Origin of the sequence: Streptomyces sp. NPDC008121 (assembly GCF_042957155.1) — a bacterium.
Taxonomy (GTDB): Bacteria; Actinomycetota; Actinomycetes; order Streptomycetales; family Streptomycetaceae; genus Streptomyces.
The window spans coordinates 204,395-221,225 of sequence record NZ_JBIBHT010000004.1 but is presented as its reverse complement, the minus strand read 5'-3'; the positions used below and the strand labels follow the sequence as shown (position 1 = coordinate 221,225).

Here is a 16,831-nt window from a genome sequence, read left to right as displayed (position 1 = left end):
TCTGGGGGGTGGGGGCGCGGGGGCCCGCGGAATTGTTGGGGGGGGGGGACACGCACGGCGGGCCCGGGTCGTATTTATCCGTACAAACTGCCCCCGCGTCGGGTGGTCGCCGAGGGCCGGCGGTGGGCGAGGGGTCATGTTTCACGTGAAACATGACCCCCTTGCTATGCCCGGCGTCGGCAGCGACGCAGGAGCAGGAGTGCGGTCAGGGCGTAGACCCCCGCGACCATGACGACGAGCGGCACCGAGGCGCCGTCCGGCGGAAGCATGAGCGCCGCCACCCCGGCGGCGCCGACGAAGGCGACGTTGTAGAGCACGTCGTAGAGCGAGAAGACCCGCCCGCGGAAGCCGTCGTCGACCGACGTCTGGACCACGGTGTCCGTCGCGATCTTGGTGCCCTGTGTGATGAGGCCCAGGACGAAGGCGGCGATCAGCAGGGGGACCGGTTCGAAGGAGAGGCCGAGGGCCGGTGCGAGGACGGCGGCCGATCCGGCGCAGGCGGCCATCCATCCGAAGGGGCCGAGGCGTCGGACGGCCCAGGGCGAGATCACCGCTGCCGCGAAGAAGCCGGCGCCGGAGATTCCGAGTGCGAGGCCGAGCAGGGCGAGCCCTTCCGACTCCGTGGAGCTCCAGGCGTACCGGCAGAGCATCAGTACGGCGACGGTCAGTGCGCCGTAGCAGAAGCGTACGAGCGTCATGGCGGCCAGCGCGTGGGCCGCGGGACGCCGCTCGGCCAGGTGTCGTACGCCGCTCAGCAGTCCGCGTGCCGTCGATGCGAGGGCGACGGAGAGCCGTGGCTGTACCAGCTCCGCGTCGGGGCCGAGGAGGTCGCGGGGCATACGGAGGGAGGCGAGCGCCGCACAGAGATAGAGGACAGCCCCCAGCGCCACCACGGCGGCGTCGGAGTCTGCCGAGGCGAACCGCACCGCGAAGGCCAGTCCGCCGCCCAGGGTCGCGGCCAGAGTGCCGGCGGTCGGAGAGAGGGAGTTGGCCACGACGAGCCGCTCGGCGTCGACGACCCTCGGCAGCGAGGCGGAGAGCCCCGCCAGGACGAAGCGGTTCACGGCCGTCACCGAGAGGGCGGAGGCGTAGAAGAGCCACTCCGGCACGGAGGCGAGCATCAGCAGCGCCGTACCGCAGGCGAGCACCGTCCGGAGCAGGTTCCCGTAGAGGAAGACCTGTCGGCGGCGCCACCGGTCCAGGAGGACGCCGGCGAAAGGGCCGATGAGGGAGTACGGGAGCAGGAGGACGGCCATGGCCGAGGCGATGGCGGCGGGAGAGGTCTGCTTCTCCGGGGAGAAGACGACGTACGTGGCCAGCGCCACCTGATACACGCCGTCGGCGCACTGGGAGAGCAGGCGGACGGCGAGCAGGCGGCGGAAGTTCGTCAGGCGCAGGAGTACGCGCAGATCACGTACGACGGACATGGCAGCAAGACTCACATACGCGGAGGGTCCCCGAGCACAGCCCGGGGACCCTCCGCGTCGTGCGGGCGGTGCTTAGCGCTCGACCTCGCCCTTGATGAACTTCTCGACGCTGGCGTAGGCCTCGTCGTCGAAGTACTGAACCGGCGGGGACTTCATGAAGTACGAGGACGCGGAGAGGATCGGGCCGCCGATGCCCCGGTCCTTGGCGATCTTCGCGGCACGCAGGGCGTCGATGATGACACCGGCGGAGTTCGGGGAGTCCCACACCTCGAGCTTGTACTCGAGGTTCAGCGGAACGTCACCGAAGGCGCGGCCCTCGAGGCGGACGTACGCCCACTTGCGGTCGTCCAGCCAGGCCACGTAGTCCGACGGACCGATGTGGACGTTCTTCTCGCCCAGCTCACGGTCGGGGATCTGCGAGGTGACGGCCTGGGTCTTGGAGATCTTCTTGGACTCCAGACGGTCGCGCTCCAGCATGTTCTTGAAGTCCATGTTGCCGCCGACGTTGAGCTGCATCGTGCGCTCAAGACGGACACCACGGTCCTCGAACAGCTTCGCCATGACCCGGTGGGTGATGGTCGCGCCGACCTGCGACTTGATGTCGTCGCCGACGATCGGGACGCCCGCATCGGTGAACTTGTCCGCCCACTCCTTGGTGCCGGCGATGAAGACCGGAAGGGCGTTGACGAAGGCGACCTTGGCGTCGATGGCGCACTGCGCGTAGAACTTCGCGGCGTCCTCGGAACCCACGGGCAGGTAGCAGACGAGAACGTCGACCTGCTTGTCCTTGAGGACCTGGACGACGTCGACCGGCTCCTCGGCCGACTCCTCGATCGTCATGCGGTAGTACTTGCCGAGACCGTCGAGGGTGTGGCCGCGCTGGACGGTGACGCCCTTGTTCGGCACGTCGCAGATCTTGATGGTGTTGTTCTCGCTGGCGCCGATGGCGTCCGAGAGGTCGAGGCCGACCTTCTTGGCGTCGACGTCGAACGCGGCGACGAACTCGACGTCACCGACGTGGTACTCGCCGAACTGGACGTGCATCAGGCCGGGCACCTTGGCCGCCGGGTCGGCGTCCTTGTAGTACTCGACGCCCTGCACCAGCGAGGCGGCGCAGTTGCCCACGCCGACGATGGCTACGCGAACCGAACCCATTTCCGGTTGCTCCCTGTGTAATCGTGGAATCTCTGCATGGCGCAGGGATTCACTTGGCGGTGTCGTCGGACGGATCCGGCCGGGTACTGCCCCCGTGCCGGGGCAGGCCGCCCGTTTCTCCAGAATCGTTGTCCTGCTGAGCGGCGCCCTCGGGGGCGTCGGGGCCGGATCGCTGATCCCGCCCCGCCCGCTCGCTCTCGATGAGCTCGTTCAGCCAGCGCACTTCGCGCTCCACGGACTCCATTCCGTGGCGCTGCAGCTCAAGCGTGTAGTCGTCGAGGCGCTCGCGCGTGCGGACCAGAGAGGCGCGCATCTTCTCGAGGCGCTCCTCCAGCCGGCTGCGGCGGCCTTCCAGTACCCGCATCCGCACCTCGCGCTCCGTCTGCCCGAAGAAGGCGAAGCGGGCGGCGAAGTGCTCGTCCTCCCAGGTGTCCGGGCCGGTGTGGGAGAGGAGCTCTTCGAAGTGCTCCTTCCCCTCCGCCGTCAACCGGTAGACGATCTTCGCGCGGCGCCCTGCGAGTGAAGCGGCGAGAGCGTCCTCGGGGGCGCTGCCCGGCTCCTCGATCAACCAGCCGTTGGCGACCAGCGTCTTGAGGCAGGGGTAAAGCGTCCCGTAGCTGAAGGCGCGGAAGATCCCCAGCGAGGTGTTGAGCCGCTTGCGCAGCTCGTACCCGTGCATGGGAGCTTCCCGCAACAGACCGAGGACGGCGAACTCGAGAATTCCTGAGCGCCTGCTCATCCGTCGCCTCCTCCGCCCTCGGGACTCTTTATGCCGTACTGATGTATCGAGTCGATACATCCCGACGATAGAACGGTGGTCCGGATGCGACAAGGGGGACTGCCGTGACCGGCGTCACATCATCAATTCACAGCAAGCGATCTGCCTGATTTGGGGTGAACTTCGGCCCTAGGCGGGTTTTGGCCGTGCGTAGTCTGTGCGGCATGCAGACCACCGGGAACCGAGCGATGCCGAGGGGCGTCAGTGCTCCGGGTGACGTGCTGCGGTGCGGAAGTGCCTCCCATGGGGCTCGTCCGCGCGTATTTCGGGGGGACCGGAACTCAACTGCCGCTTCCAGGCGTACGCGCCTGCCCGAGGAGTAGTCGTTCGATGAGCGAGCACCGTCGCAAGATGCCGCAGTCGCAGCCGCCCAGTGGCGGCCGCGCGGCGGCCCGACGAGCTGCCCAGCAGCCGACGGGCCGTAGGTCGGCCCAGGCGCGGGATGACAGTACGGGAGCCTCTTCGTACGGGTACGAAGAGGACCGACCTTACGGCGGACGGGCCGAGGCCCGCCGTGCCGCACAGCGGGGAGGCGGCCGTCGGCGTGCCCCCGACGGCGGCGGTCCGGCCGGTCCCGGCGGCGGCCGACGTGGCGGCGGGGGCGGCGGCGAGGGCGGCGGCCCCGGACGGGGCCGGGGCGGTGGCCGCCCGCCGGGCAAGAAGAGGCTGATCGACTACCCGCGGTACGGCAAGTACGGCTGGCGTCGCTGGATGCCCTCGTGGAAGCTCGTGACAGGGCTCTTCCTGGCGTTCTTCGGCAGCCTGATGGGTGCGGCGGCGATCGGCTACGCCGTCGTGGGCGTGCCCAACGAGGACCTGGCCGCCAAGGCGCAGAACAACGTCTACTACTGGTCCGACGGCTCTCAGATGGCAGCGACCGGCGGCGAGGTCAACCGCCAGATCATCGGCCTCGACCAGATCCCCCTGCACATGCAGGACGCGGTCATCTCCGCAGAGAACAAGACGTTCCGCGACGACTCGGGCGTCGACCCGATGGGTATCGCGCGCGCCGTGTGGAACATGGCCAAGGGCGGCGAGACCCAGGGCGGCTCGACCATCACCCAGCAGTACGTGAAGAACAACCTGCTCGCCGACCAGTCGCAGACCCTGAGCCGAAAGGTGAAGGAGCTGTTCATCTCCATAAAGGTCGGGACCGACATGGAGAAGCCCGAGATCATGGCGGGCTACCTGAACACCGCGTACTACGGACGGGGTGCCTACGGCATCCAGGCCGCGGCCCGTACGTACTTCGGAAAGGACGCCCGGCACCTCAACGTCAGCGAGTCGGCCTTCCTGGCCTCGCTGCTCAAGGGCGCGACCTACTACGACCCGGCGGGCTCGCGCGAGATCGACCCGGCCGCGACGCCGGAGGCGAACCTCAAGCGCGCCAACGAGCGCTGGGGCTGGATCCTCGACGAGATGGTCAAGGACGGAAGCCTCCCGGCGGAGGAGCGGGCGAAGTACCCGACGTTCCCGAAGGTGCAGCCGCCGAAGAAGAACGCGGCGCTGACCGGCCAGATCGGCTACCTGGTGAGCACGGCGAAGGCCAACTTCATCAACAGCTACCCGGACATCGACGAGAAGAAGCTCGCCGAGGGCGGCTACGAGATCCACACGACCTTCGACAAGAAGAAGGTCAACGCGCTCGAAGCGTCGATCAAGAAGGTCTACGCCGAGCACATCGATCCGAAGAGGCGGCCGAAGACCGACACGCACGTCCAGTTCGGCGGGGCATCGGTGAACCCCAAGACGGGCGAGATCGTCGCCATCTACGGCGGTACGGACGCCACCAAGCACTTCACCAACAACGCCGACCAGACCGGCGCCCAGGTCGGCTCGACCTTCAAGCCGTTCGTGCTGGCCGCGGCGATGGAGTACGGCGTACGGGACCCGCGCAAGGGCAAGGTCCAGGACGCCTCCACCCGCACGATCGTCGACCCGGACAAGAGCCGCTACTCCGGCAAGAACAAGCTGCGGATCAAGAACTACGACGGCACCGTCTGGCACAACGAGAACGGCGAGGAGTGGCTCCAGGTCAATGACGACGACGCGAGCTACCAGGAGATGAGCCTCCGCGAGGCGATGATCCGCTCGGCCAACTCGCCGTACGTCCAGCTCGGCATGGACATCGGCATCGACAAGGTCCGCGAGACGGCCGTCAAGGCCGGCCTGCGCGAGAGCTCGCTGGTGAAGGCCGATGTGCCGTCGTTCTCCCTCGGTATCTCCGACCCGAGCGCGATCCGCATGGCCGGCGCCTACGCGACCTTCGCGAACAACGGTGAGCGCAACGACGTCTTCTCCGTCAAGCAGGTCAAGAAGAAGGGGGCGGTCATCTACGAGCACAAGGCCAAGCCCGAGCGCGCCTTCTCGACCGCCATCGCGAGCAACGTCACCGACGTGCTGCGGGACGTGGTCGAGAACCCGAAGGGAACCGGCCGGAAGGCCGCCATCGAGGGCCGTGACGTGGCCGGCAAGACCGGTACCACCGACGGCAACAACTCCGCCTGGTTCGTGGGCTACACCCCGCAGCTCTCGACGGCGATCGACATGTACCGGTTCGACGACGACGAGACGAACACCAAGCGCAAGTTCGAGTCGATGTTCGGTACGGGTGCCCAGCCCAAGATCCACGGCTCGTCGTTCCCCTCGCGGATCTGGAACGACTACATGACCGATGCCCTCAAGGGCACGGAATCCGAGTCGTTCCCGGAGCCGGAGAACCTCGAGTCGGCCGAGCCCGTCTTCGGTGGCGGCCTCACCAGCCCGACGCCGACGCCTTCGGCGACCCCCTCCCCCACCCAGTCGTCCCCCACCCCTTCGACGACGCCGTCCTCCACGCCGAGCAAGTCGCCGGACCCGGAGGACTCCTGCAGCGTGTGGGACTGGCCGTGCGACACCGCCGGCGGAGAGAACGGCGAGACCACCAAGGGCAACGAGAACCAGGGAACCACCCAGGGCGGCGGGAACACCGGGGGGACTCCCACGCAGCCCACACCCTCGGCCAGCGACGGCGAAAGCGGCGGCGGCAGGCCGGCCGGGGGAGCCAACGGCTGGCTCGGCGGCGGCGGCTGATCCGCTCGCCGGCAGGCGCCCTGAGGGCCGCCGCACCCGCTCCGTACCTCCGTACGGTGCCGGGCGCGGCGGCCCTCGCCGTTTCCGCGGGTGGGTACGGCAGGATGTCCCCATGCCGAGCCTCCAGAAGACGACTCCGCCGCGGGACCGGGCGGTGGTGTGCCCTACGCGGCGGGACGACGTCGCCGCCGCGGGCAGCGAACTGATCGGCGGGCCGGCCGGCCGGTTCGCCCGGTTCGGCACGAGCGCCCTCACGCCGGTCCGGGTGATCGCCCTGGTGGCCATCGGGATGTTTGCGCTGGGCATGGTGCAGAAGGTCCCCTGTTACGACTGGGCCTGGTTCCGCGGCACCACCTCGCAGTACACCCATGCCTGCTACTCGGACATCCCCCACCTCTTCGTGGGGCGGGGCTTCTCCGAGGGTCTGATTCCCTACTTCGACCGGCTGAGCGGCGACATAGAGTTCCTGGAGTACCCGGTCCTGACCGGCCTGTTCATGGAGGTCGCGGCCTTACTGACGCCCGACGGCGCCGACCTGATGCACCGCGAGCAGACCTACTGGATGATCAACTCGGCCATGCTCCTGGTCTGCGCCGCCGTCCTGGCCGTGTGTGTCGCCCGGACGCACCGCCGCCGCCCCTGGGACGGACTGCTCGTCGCCCTGGCACCCGCGTTCGCCCTGACGGCCACCATCAACTGGGACCTGCTCGCCGTCGCGCTGACGTCCGTCGCCGTGCTGATGTGGTCACGCGGCCGGAGCCTCGCCTTCGGCATCTTCATCGGCCTGGCCACCGCGGCGAAGCTGTACCCCGTCTTCCTGCTCGGCGCTCTGCTGCTGCTCTGCTGGCGGGCCGGGAAGTGGCGGGAGTACGGCGCCGCCCTGCTCGGCGCGGGCGGCGCCTGGTTCGCGGTGAACCTGCCGGTCATGCTCCTCGCGCCCGAGGGGTGGAAGCAGTTCTACACCTTCAGCCAGGAACGGAACGTCGACTTCGGCTCGGTGTGGCTGCTGCTCAGCCAGCGGACCGGCGAGCCCATCACGCCCGAGACCGCCAACGTCTCCGCGGCGCTGCTCATGCTGCTGGCCTGCGGCGGGATCGCCGCCCTGGCCCTCACCGCTCCGCGCCGGCCCCGCTTCGTCCAGCTGGCCTTCCTGGTCGTGGCGGCGTTCGTCCTGGTCAACAAGGTGTACTCGCCGCAGTACGTGCTGTGGCTCATCCCGCTCGCGGCGCTGGCCCGGCCGCGCTGGCGGGACTTCCTGATCTGGCAGGCGTGCGAGGTCATGTACTTCCTGAGCATCTGGATGTACCTGGCCTTCACCACCAGCGGCAACAAGCAGGGCCTGCCGACGGACGGCTACCACTTCGCCGTCGTGCTGCACCTGCTCGGCACGCTCTTCTTCTGCGCGGTCGTCGTCCGCGACATCCTGGCGCCCGAGCGGGACGTCGTACGGCAGGACGGCTCCGACGACCCCTCCGGGGGCGTCCTGGACGGCGCCGAGGACGTTTTCGTCATGGGCAGGGCGGCGCATCCGGCCCGCCACGCGGCCTCGATGGTGGAAGGCCCGCGGGTGGAGTGGGGCATGGCCCGGGAGTAGGGCCGCGAAAGCCTCCGGGCCGCCCGCCCGTACGGGCAGGCGGCCCGGAGGCCCAGCGCGTGCGTGGATCCGTGATCAGCGCTCGACGAGACGGTCGAACTGGGTCGTGGTGTGCCGCAGATGCGCCACCAGCTCGTCCCCGACCTTCGGCTCCTGGGCGTCGGCCGGCACGAACAGGATCGACACCTGCATGTGCGGCGGCTCGGCGAACCAGCGCTGCTTGCCCGCCCAGACGAAAGGAGAAAGGTTCCGGTTGACGGTCGCGAGGCCCGCGCGGGCCACGCCCTTCGCCCGGGGCATCACGCCGTGCATCGCCTTGGGGGCCTCCAGGCCCACGCCGTGGGACGTACCGCCCGCGACGACCACCAGCCAGCCCTCGGAGGCGGCCTTCTGCTGGCGGTAGCCGAACCGGTCGCCCTTGGCGACGCGGGTGACGTCCAGGACGGCGCCGCGGTACTCCGTGGCCTCGTGGTCGCCCAGCCACAGCCGGGTGCCGATGCGCGCCCGGAACCGGGTCTGCGGGAATTGCTGCTGGAGCCGGGCCTGCTCCTCGGCCCGCAGGTGGCTCACGAACATGGTGTGCAGGGGCAGCCGGGCGGCCCGCAGGCGGTCCATCCAACCGATGACCTCCTCGACCGCGTCGGTGCCGTCCGTGCGGTCCAGGGGGAGGTGCAGGGCGAAGCCTTCGAGCCGTACGTCCTCGATGGCGGCGTGCAGCCGGGGAAGGTCCTCCTCGCGGACGCCGTGGCGCTTCATCGAGCTCATGCACTCGATGACCACGCGGGCGCCCACCAGGGCGTGCACACCGTCCACGGAGGAGACGGAGCGGATGACCCGGTCCGGCAGCGGCACCGGCTCCTCGCCGCGGCGGAACGGCGTGAGGACCAGCAGGTCGCCGCCGAACCAGTCCTTGATCTTCGCCGCCTCGTACGTGGTGCCGACCGCGAGCATGTCCGCGCCGAACCGCGCGGCCTCGTCGGCCAGCCGCTCGTGCCCGAAGCCGTAGCCGTTGCCCTTGCAGACCGGGATCAGACCGGGGAACTGGTCGATCACGGTCTTCTGGTGCGCCCGCCAGCGCGCGGTGTCGACGTAGAGGGAGAGCGCCATGGCCGGCCCGGAACCTTTCTGGTGGCTGCGGTGTATCAGAGGTATGTACGACACCGACGAGATTACGTACGAGACTACGCAACCGTCGGGGGAGGCGTCAGCGGCGCGACATGTAGATGTCGAGCGCCTTGTGGAGCAGCTTGTTCAGCGGGAAGTCCCACTCGCCGACGTACTCCACCGCCTCGCCGCCGGTGCCGACCTTGAACTGGATGAGGCCGAAGAGGTGGTCGGTCTCGTCGAGTGAGTCGGAGATGCCGCGCAGGTCGTAGACGGTGGCGCCCATCGCGTAGGCGTCGCGGAGCATCCGCCACTGCATCGCGTTCGAGGGCCGGACCTCGCGGCCGATGTTGTCGGAGGCGCCGTAGGAGTACCAGACGTGGCCGCCGACGACCAGCATGGTGGCGGCGGAGAGGTTCACGCCGTCGTGCCGCGCGAAGTACAGCCGCATGCGGTTGGGGTCCTCGTTGTTGAGGACGGTCCACATGCGCTGGAAGTAGGAGAGGGGACGCGGCCGGAAGTGGTCGCGGACCGCGGTGATCTCGTACAGACGCTGCCACTCGGCGAGGTCCTCGTAGCCGCCCTGGACGACCTCGACACCGGCCTTGTCGGCCTTCTTGATGTTGCGGCGCCACAGCTGGTTGAAGCCCTTGAGGACGTCGTCCAGGGAGCGGTTGGCCAGCGGCACCTGGAAGACGTACCGGGGCTGCACGTCGCCGAAGCCGGCGCCGCCGTCGTCACCCTGCTGCCAACCCATCTTGCGCAGCCGGTCGGAGACTTCGAAGGCACGCGGCTCGATGTGCGTGGCCTCGACGTCCTTCAGCCGCTTGACGTCCGGGTCCTGGATGCCGGACTTGATGGCGGCCGAGTCCCAGCGGCGGATGACCACCGGGGGGCCCATCTTCACCGAGAAGGCGCCCTGCTGCTTGAGGTGGGCCAGCATCGGCTGCAGCCAGTCCTCGAGGTTCGGCGCGTACCAGTTGATGACCGGGCCCTCGGGCAGGTAGGCCAAGTAGCGCTTGATCTTCGGCAGCTGACGGTAGAGCACCAGTCCCGCTCCGACGATTTCGCCGGACGGGTCGAACCAACCCAGGCTCTCCGAGCGCCACTCGGTCTTCACATCGGCCCATGCCGGAACCTGGCAGTGGCTCGCCGACGGGCGGCTCTGGATGAATGCCAGATGCTGCTCACGGCTGATGGTCCGAAGGGTCAGGCTCATGCGGGGCGCTCCTCGGCAGGTGTGTCCCCATCGGTTCAGGGGCTCCGGCTCTCGCGCCGAAGCCTACTGCGACCGAGGAGCGTCCCGACTGGCCTGTGGATCGTGGCTGGAGGTCGAGTCATCAGCCGCCGAAGAGGCCGCCGTGGGCCATGCCGAGGTAGAAGCCCACGGCCGAGGCGCCGAGCCCGACGATCAGCGCGAACCGCTCCCTCGTCGTGACGGAGATGAACTGCCCGTACGCGCCCGTCAGGATCCCGATCAGGCCTGCCCAGGAGCTCAGCAGGTGCAGGTTGTGGAACATCGCGGTGACGAAGGCGAGGACGCCCAGGACGAGCGTCACCGCCAGCAAGGTGTCCTGGAGGGGGTGGGGCTTGCCGTCGGTGGCGAGAAGGGAGTGTCCGGGTTCGCGTCGCATTGCCTGTGCCATGGGGCACCTCCTGGCGTGCCTGCCGGAAGGCGGCGCCGTGTGGCGCCGCCCACATCCGATGTGTACAGATTGCGTCCCCTCACCACCGGATTTCAACCGGAAGCGGGTGGGCGGGTACTCTGTACGGTCTGCACCGGTGTCTGCCCATGCCCACTCGGGCCTGGCGGCACTCCTCACTCGCTGAGGGGGCTGTCAGTGGTCACCGATACCGTTGCGCACGCATCACGACCCTCCTGCCACGGAACGACCGTGGCCGCTGAGTCCAAAGGAGGTGGGTTCTACATGCGTCACTACGAAATGATGGTCATCCTCGACCCCGATCTCGAGGAGCGCGCTGTCTCCCCGCTGATCGAGAACTTCCTCTCCGTCGTCCGTGAGGGCAACGGAAAGGTCGAGAAGGTCGACACCTGGGGCCGTCGTCGTCTCGCCTACGAGATCAAGAAGAAGCCCGAGGGCATCTACTCGGTCATCGACCTGCAGGCCGAGCCTGCGGTCGTCAAGGAGCTCGACCGCCAGATGAACCTGAACGAGTCGGTCCTCCGGACCAAGGTCCTCCGTCCCGAGACCCACTGAGCACCTAGCTCAGAGGTCATCGGGTTCGAGTAGCAGTAAGCAGCCAGAAGCAATCCCGCCGAGAGGTTCACCCATGGCAGGCGAGACCGTCATCACGGTCGTCGGCAATCTTGTCGACGACCCCGAGCTGCGCTTCACCCCGTCCGGTGCGGCGGTCGCGAAGTTCCGTATCGCGTCCACTCCCCGCACCTTCGACCGTCAGACCAATGAGTGGAAGGACGGCGAGAGCCTCTTCCTCACCTGCTCGGTCTGGCGTCAGGCGGCGGAGAACGTCGCCGAGTCGCTCCAGCGAGGCATGCGCGTCGTCGTGCAGGGCCGGCTGAAGCAGCGGTCCTATGAGGACCGTGAGGGCGTCAAGCGCACGGTCTACGAGCTGGACGTCGACGAAGTCGGCCCCAGCCTCAAGAACGCCACGGCCAAGGTCACCAAGACCACCGGTCGCGGTGGCCAGGGTGGCTACGGCGGGGGTCAGCAGGGTGGCGGCGACTGGGGCGGCAGCTCCGGTGGTGGCCAGCAGGGTGGTGGCGGTGCTCCCGCCGGCGACCCGTGGGCGACCAGCGCGCCGGCCGGCGGCCAGCAGCAGCAGGGCGGCGGAGGCAGCTGGGGTGGAAACTCCAGCGGCGGCGGCTACTCGGACGAGCCCCCCTTCTAGGGCACTGCCCTGGGAGTGGCTCGTATCCCCACTTCTTGATCACACAGGAGAAACACCATGGCGAAGCCGCCTGTGCGCAAGCCTAAGAAGAAGGTCTGCGCGTTCTGCAAGGACAAGACCGCGTACGTGGACTACAAGGACACGAACATGCTGCGGAAGTTCATTTCCGACCGTGGCAAGATCCGTGCCCGCCGCGTGACCGGCAACTGCACGCAGCACCAGCGTGACGTCGCCACGGCTGTGAAGAACAGCCGTGAGATGGCGCTGCTGCCCTACACGTCCACCGCGCGATAAGGGAAGGGTGACCGACAAATGAAGATCATCCTGACCCACGAGGTCTCTGGCCTCGGTGCCGCCGGCGATGTCGTCGACGTCAAGGACGGTTACGCTCGCAACTACCTGGTCCCGCGTGGTTTCGCGATCCGCTGGACCAAGGGTGGCGAGAAGGACGTGGCGCAGATTCGCCGCGCCCGCAAGATCCACGAGATCGCGACCATCGAGCAGGCCAACGAGATCAAGGCCCGCCTCGAGGGCGTGAAGGTGCGTCTGGCCGTTCGCTCCGGCGACGCCGGCCGTCTCTTCGGCTCCGTGACCCCGGCCGACATCGCCTCGGCGATCAAGTCCGCGGGTGGCCCCGACGTCGACAAGCGTCGCGTCGAGCTCGGCTCGCCGATCAAGACCCTGGGCGCGCACCAGGTGTCGGTGCGTCTGCACCCCGAGGTTGCCGCGAAGCTCGGCGTCGAGGTTGTCGCCGCGTAACGCTGCTCTCAGCAGTAAGGAAGGGCCGCACCCCTGGGGTGCGGCCCTTTCGCTGTTTCACGTGAAACAGGGCGTTTCACGTGAAACATTCAGCGGGTGGCGCCAGTGACGATCCAGCGGCCGGAGCGGGAGCGTCCCCAGAGCGTCACCAGCCGGACCGTCATCATCAGGGTCATGGCCCACCAGAGCGCGGTCAGTCCGCCGCCGAGGGTGGGGATGAGAAGCGCGACCGGGGCGAACACCGCCAGGGTCAGCAGCATGGCCCAGGCGAGGTAGGGTCCGTCGCCCGCGCCCATGAGGACGCCGTCGAGGACGAAGACCACGCCACAGATCGGCTGGGAGAGCGCGACGACCAGCAGGGCGGGCAGAAGCGTGTCCTGGACGGTGGTGTCGCCGGTGAAGAGCGGGACGAACACCGGCCGGGCCACCACGATGAGTGCTCCGAGGACGACCCCGGATGCGATGCCCCACTGGACCATGCGGCGACAGACCTGCCGGGCGCCCTCCGCGTCGCCGGCGCCGAGGTAGCGGCCGATGATGGCCTGCCCGGCGATGGCGATCGCGTCCAGGGCGAACGCCGTCAGGCTCCACAGGGACAGGATGATCTGGTGGGCGGCCACATCCGCGTCGCCCAGCCGGGCCGCGACCGCGGTGGCGATCAGCAGGACACCGCGGAGCGAGAGCGTGCGGACGAGGAGCGGGGCTCCTGCCTGGGCGCTGGCGCGGATGCCGGCGGCGTCCGGGCGCAGGGAAGCGCCGTGACGACGGGCACCGCGGACGACCACCACGAGATAGGCGGCGGCCATGCCGCACTGGGCGATCACGGTGCCCCAGGCGGAACCGGCGATCCCCAGGCCGGCGCCGTACACCAGCCCCACGTTCAGGGCCGCGTTGGCGGCGAAGCCAGCGATGGCCACGTACAGCGGTGTACGGGTGTTCTGGAGGCCGCGCAGGACACCCGTGGCGGCCAGGACGACGAGCATGGCGGGGATGCCGAGGCTGGAGATGCGGAGGTAGGTGACCGCGTAGGGGGTGGCGGTGTCGGAGGCGCCGAAGAGCCCGACCAGCCAGGGGGCCGTCGGGAGGGCTATGGCGACGACCGCGGCGCCCAGCAGGAGTGCGAGCCAGATGCCGTCCATGCCCTGGCGGATCGCGGCGGGGAGGTCGCCGGCTCCCACCCGGCGGGCGACGGCGGCCGTAGTCGCGTAGGCGAGGAAGACGAAGACGCTGACGGCGGTGGAGAGCAGGGCTGCGGCGATGGCCAGACCGGCGAGTTGGGGCGTCCCCAGATGGCCGACAATGGCACTGTCCACCATGAGGAAGAGGGGCTCGGCGACGAGGGCGCCGAAGGCCGGCACGGCCAGCGAGATGATCTCTCGGTCGTGGCGTCGGCGGGCAGCCTTGGGTGTCGCGGTGGCCTGGGTCATGCGCTCCAATCTAATCTTCCACAGGTAAGTGATGCAATGCCTTAGAGATCCTTACCGGGACGGGTCGGAGGGCTCCAGGTGTGCGCCGTTTGTTCTGATCTTGATCCGTGAGGAAAAGTTTTTCTCCCCCACAGCCCGTGGATGAGAAACGCGCAGGTCAGGGTGGTGGGCGCGGGTGGGGTATGAGTTTGTCCACATGGCTGTCCCCCGGTCCGTGCACAGGTTCTGTGGAGTTCTCCACAGCATCTGGTCCTTCACCCACAGGCCCTGTGGATAACCAGATTGGCTGACGGTGCCCGCGGGCCTACCGTGGTCCGGCGCCCGACGCGCTTGAAGCGGAGTCAACGCCTCTTGTTTGTCCGAGCCGTGGCGTAAGAAAGAGTGGCACGGCTAGGTCCGCCGGAGCGGACGGGAGGAGGTGGCTGGGTGAGCATTCCCGAGCCCTTGGACGACCCCTGGACGGACAGCGGCCCCAGTGACCGGCTGCCCGTCGCCCGCCCTCGCGGCGAGGGCCGTGGACGGGGCAGGGGCCGCGACGACCAGCACGACCGCGGCGACGACGGCGGTCCCTGGGACAGCGGTCTCTCCGGCTTCGAGCGGGTCCCTCCGCAGGACCTCGACGCCGAGCAGTCCGTGCTCGGCGGCATGCTCCTCTCCAAGGACGCCATCGCGGACGTCGTGGAGATCATCAAGGGCCATGACTTCTACAAGCCCGCCCACGAGACGGTGTACGCCGCGATCCTCGACCTGTACGCCAAGGGCGAGCCGGCCGACCCGATCACGGTCGGCGCCGAGCTCACCAAGCGCGGCGAGATCACCCGCGTCGGCGGAGCCTCGTATCTGCACACGCTCGTCCAGTCGGTGCCGACGGCGGCGAACGCCGCCTACTACGCGGAGATCGTCCACGAGCGGGCCGTGCTGCGCCGCCTCGTGGAGGCGGGCACGAAGATCACGCAGATGGGATACGCCGCCGACGGCGACGTCGACGAGATCGTGAACTCCGCCCAGGCGGAGATCTACGCCGTCACCGAGCAGCGCACCACCGAGGACTATCTGCCGCTCGGCGACATCATGGAGGGCGCGCTCGACGAGATCGAGGCGATCGGCTCCCGCAGCGGCGAGATGACCGGTGTGCCGACGGGCTTCACCGACCTGGACCAGCTCACCAACGGCCTCCATCCCGGTCAGATGATCATCATCGCGGCTCGTCCCGCCATGGGTAAGTCGACCCTCGCCCTGGACTTCGCCCGGGCCTGTTCCATCAAGCACAACCTGCCCAGCGTCATCTTCTCCCTCGAAATGGGCCGCAATGAGATCGCGATGCGCCTTCTCTCGGCGGAGGCCCGGGTCGCACTGCACCACATGCGCTCCGGCACCATGACCGACGAGGACTGGACCCGCCTGGCCCGCCGCATGCCGGACGTCTCGCAGGCCCCGCTGTACATCGACGACTCCCCGAACCTGTCGATGATGGAGATCCGCGCGAAGTGCCGCCGGCTCAAGCAGCGCGCGGGCCTCAAGCTCGTCGTCATCGACTATCTGCAGCTGATGCAGTCGGGTGGCTCCAAGCGGTCCGAGAGCCGCCAGCAGGAAGTCTCGGACATGTCGCGAAACCTGAAGCTCCTGGCCAAGGAGCTGGAGCTGCCGGTGATCGCCCTCTCCCAGCTGAACCGTGGCCCCGAACAGCGCACCGACAAGAAGCCGATGGTCTCCGACCTCCGTGAATCCGGCTCCATCGAGCAGGACGCGGACATGGTGATCCTGCTGCACCGCGAGGACGCCTACGAGAAGGAGTCCCCCCGCGCGGGCGAGGCGGACATCATCGTCGGCAAGCACCGAAACGGCCCCACGGCGACGATCACGGTGGCCTTCCAGGGCCACTACTCCCGCTTCGTGGACATGGCCCAGACCTGATCGACCGCCCTGTGCGGTCTCGACGTTCGTGTCGGAATCTCACGGTCGATGTCGGTCAGCGTCTCGTCTCGTACCTGGTCAGGATCACGCCGCCGGGAAGCGTCCGCGTCTCCACCAGGTTCAGGTTCACCCACCTGTCCAGCGCGGTGAAGAACGGCATGCCGCCGCCCACCAGGACCGGCGCGGTGGCCAGCACGTACTCGTCGATCAGCCCGGCCCGCATGGCCGCCCCGGCGAGCGTCGCGCCGCCGATGTCCATCGGGCCGCCGTCCTCGGCCTTGAGCCGGGTGATCTCGGCGACCGCGTCGCCGGTGACCAGGCGGGTGTTCCAGTCGGTCTTGTCGATCGTCGAGGAGAACACCACCTTCGACATGTCCCGCCAGCGGCGTGCGAACTCGATCTGCGCCGGGGTGGCGCCGGGCTGCTGGTCGCCGGTCGGCCAGTGGGAGCTCATCGTCTGCCACAGCCTGCGCCCGTAGAGCGTCAGGTCGGTCGCCTGCAACTGGTCGGACCAGAACTGGAACAGCTCGTCGCTCGGCACGCTCCAGCCGATGTCGTCGCCGGGCGCGGCGATGTAGCCGTCCAGGGACAGGTTCATGCCGTAGATCAATTTCCGCATGGCACCAGCTTTCCGTGCGTCGGTCCCACGTGTACGGACCGGCGCGGCGCGGGAAGCTCGTCGGTGATGAGTGCGACAGCAGCTTCGGGGACACAGCCGGGCTGCTCGTCC

The 16,831-nt window shown here is 68.6% G+C and carries 15 protein-coding genes; 7 read left to right on the top strand and 8 right to left on the bottom strand.

Going from position 1 to position 16,831, the window contains the following annotated elements:
- Window positions 1–164: 164 nt before the first annotated feature.
- The 3 genes from ACFZBD_RS15340 to ACFZBD_RS15330 form a co-directional block, all read right to left on the bottom strand.
- A complete protein-coding gene (locus ACFZBD_RS15340; RefSeq protein WP_391139978.1) occupies window positions 165–1,427 on the bottom strand; it encodes an MFS transporter in 1,263 nt (420 codons plus the stop codon).
- Between the two features lie 72 nt (window positions 1,428–1,499).
- Window positions 1,500–2,582 carry an inositol-3-phosphate synthase gene (locus ACFZBD_RS15335; RefSeq protein ID WP_391139976.1) on the bottom strand — a complete coding sequence of 361 codons (1,083 nt, stop codon included), beginning with the start codon at window positions 2,580–2,582 and terminating at the stop codon, window positions 1,500–1,502.
- 49 nt (window positions 2,583–2,631) lie between these two features.
- Entirely contained in the window at window positions 2,632–3,321 is a 690-nt protein-coding gene (locus ACFZBD_RS15330) for a helix-turn-helix transcriptional regulator (protein ID WP_391139975.1), read from the bottom strand.
- 369 nt (window positions 3,322–3,690) lie between these two features.
- Between ACFZBD_RS15330 and ACFZBD_RS15325 the strand changes: the two genes are divergently transcribed.
- Window positions 3,691–6,432 (top strand): transglycosylase domain-containing protein, encoded by a 2,742-nt coding sequence (locus ACFZBD_RS15325; protein WP_391139973.1) that lies wholly within the window; start codon window positions 3,691–3,693, stop codon window positions 6,430–6,432.
- A gap of 112 nt (window positions 6,433–6,544) precedes the next feature.
- Complete coding sequence (locus tag ACFZBD_RS15320; RefSeq protein ID WP_391139971.1) at window positions 6,545–8,026, top strand: glycosyltransferase 87 family protein; 1,482 nt, start codon at window positions 6,545–6,547, stop codon at window positions 8,024–8,026.
- 75 nt (window positions 8,027–8,101) lie between these two features.
- Here the strand turns inward: ACFZBD_RS15320 and ACFZBD_RS15315 are convergent, their stop codons facing one another.
- The 3 genes from ACFZBD_RS15315 to ACFZBD_RS15305 all read right to left on the bottom strand — a co-directional run bounded on the left by ACFZBD_RS15315 (window position 8,102) and on the right by ACFZBD_RS15305 (window position 10,776).
- Window positions 8,102–9,133 (bottom strand): alanine racemase, encoded by a 1,032-nt coding sequence (locus ACFZBD_RS15315; RefSeq protein WP_391139969.1) that lies wholly within the window; start codon window positions 9,131–9,133, stop codon window positions 8,102–8,104.
- 97 nt (window positions 9,134–9,230) lie between these two features.
- Window positions 9,231–10,349, bottom strand: coding sequence for a peptidoglycan bridge formation glycyltransferase FemA/FemB family protein (locus tag ACFZBD_RS15310; protein ID WP_391139967.1), 1,119 nt, complete (start codon window positions 10,347–10,349; stop codon window positions 9,231–9,233).
- A gap of 121 nt (window positions 10,350–10,470) precedes the next feature.
- Window positions 10,471–10,776, bottom strand: coding sequence for a hypothetical protein (locus ACFZBD_RS15305; protein WP_391139965.1), 306 nt, complete (start codon window positions 10,774–10,776; stop codon window positions 10,471–10,473).
- A 282-nt stretch (window positions 10,777–11,058) separates the two neighbouring features.
- Here ACFZBD_RS15305 and rpsF point away from each other — a divergent pair, with 282 nt between their 5' ends.
- The 4 genes from rpsF (at window position 11,059) to rplI (ending at window position 12,760) form a co-directional block, all read left to right on the top strand.
- Window positions 11,059–11,349: a 30S ribosomal protein S6 gene (gene rpsF / locus ACFZBD_RS15300; protein ID WP_159689873.1), complete on the top strand. Its 291-nt coding sequence runs from the start codon at window positions 11,059–11,061 to the stop codon at window positions 11,347–11,349.
- 73 nt (window positions 11,350–11,422) lie between these two features.
- Entirely contained in the window at window positions 11,423–12,001 is a 579-nt protein-coding gene (locus ACFZBD_RS15295) for a single-stranded DNA-binding protein (RefSeq protein ID WP_391139964.1), read from the top strand.
- A gap of 57 nt (window positions 12,002–12,058) precedes the next feature.
- Window positions 12,059–12,295 carry a 30S ribosomal protein S18 gene (gene rpsR / locus ACFZBD_RS15290; protein WP_005315025.1) on the top strand — a complete coding sequence of 79 codons (237 nt, stop codon included), beginning with the start codon at window positions 12,059–12,061 and terminating at the stop codon, window positions 12,293–12,295.
- An 18-nt stretch (window positions 12,296–12,313) separates the two neighbouring features.
- Window positions 12,314–12,760 carry a 50S ribosomal protein L9 gene (rplI, locus tag ACFZBD_RS15285; RefSeq protein WP_391139961.1) on the top strand — a complete coding sequence of 149 codons (447 nt, stop codon included), beginning with the start codon at window positions 12,314–12,316 and terminating at the stop codon, window positions 12,758–12,760.
- An 89-nt stretch (window positions 12,761–12,849) separates the two neighbouring features.
- Here rplI and ACFZBD_RS15280 read toward each other — a convergent pair whose 3' ends face one another.
- The gene (locus tag ACFZBD_RS15280) at window positions 12,850–14,187 is read right to left on the bottom strand and encodes an MATE family efflux transporter (protein ID WP_391139959.1); all 1,338 of its coding nucleotides are present in this window, start codon (window positions 14,185–14,187) and stop codon (window positions 12,850–12,852) included.
- Between the two features lie 426 nt (window positions 14,188–14,613).
- On the opposite strand from ACFZBD_RS15280, the gene dnaB reads away from it, so the two are divergent.
- Entirely contained in the window at window positions 14,614–16,101 is a 1,488-nt protein-coding gene (gene dnaB, locus ACFZBD_RS15275) for a replicative DNA helicase (RefSeq protein WP_391139957.1), read from the top strand.
- A 55-nt stretch (window positions 16,102–16,156) separates the two neighbouring features.
- On the opposite strand, the gene ACFZBD_RS15270 is transcribed toward dnaB, so the two are convergent.
- Window positions 16,157–16,720: a dihydrofolate reductase family protein gene (locus ACFZBD_RS15270; protein WP_391139955.1), complete on the bottom strand. Its 564-nt coding sequence runs from the start codon at window positions 16,718–16,720 to the stop codon at window positions 16,157–16,159.
- Window positions 16,721–16,831: the final 111 nt, after the last annotated feature.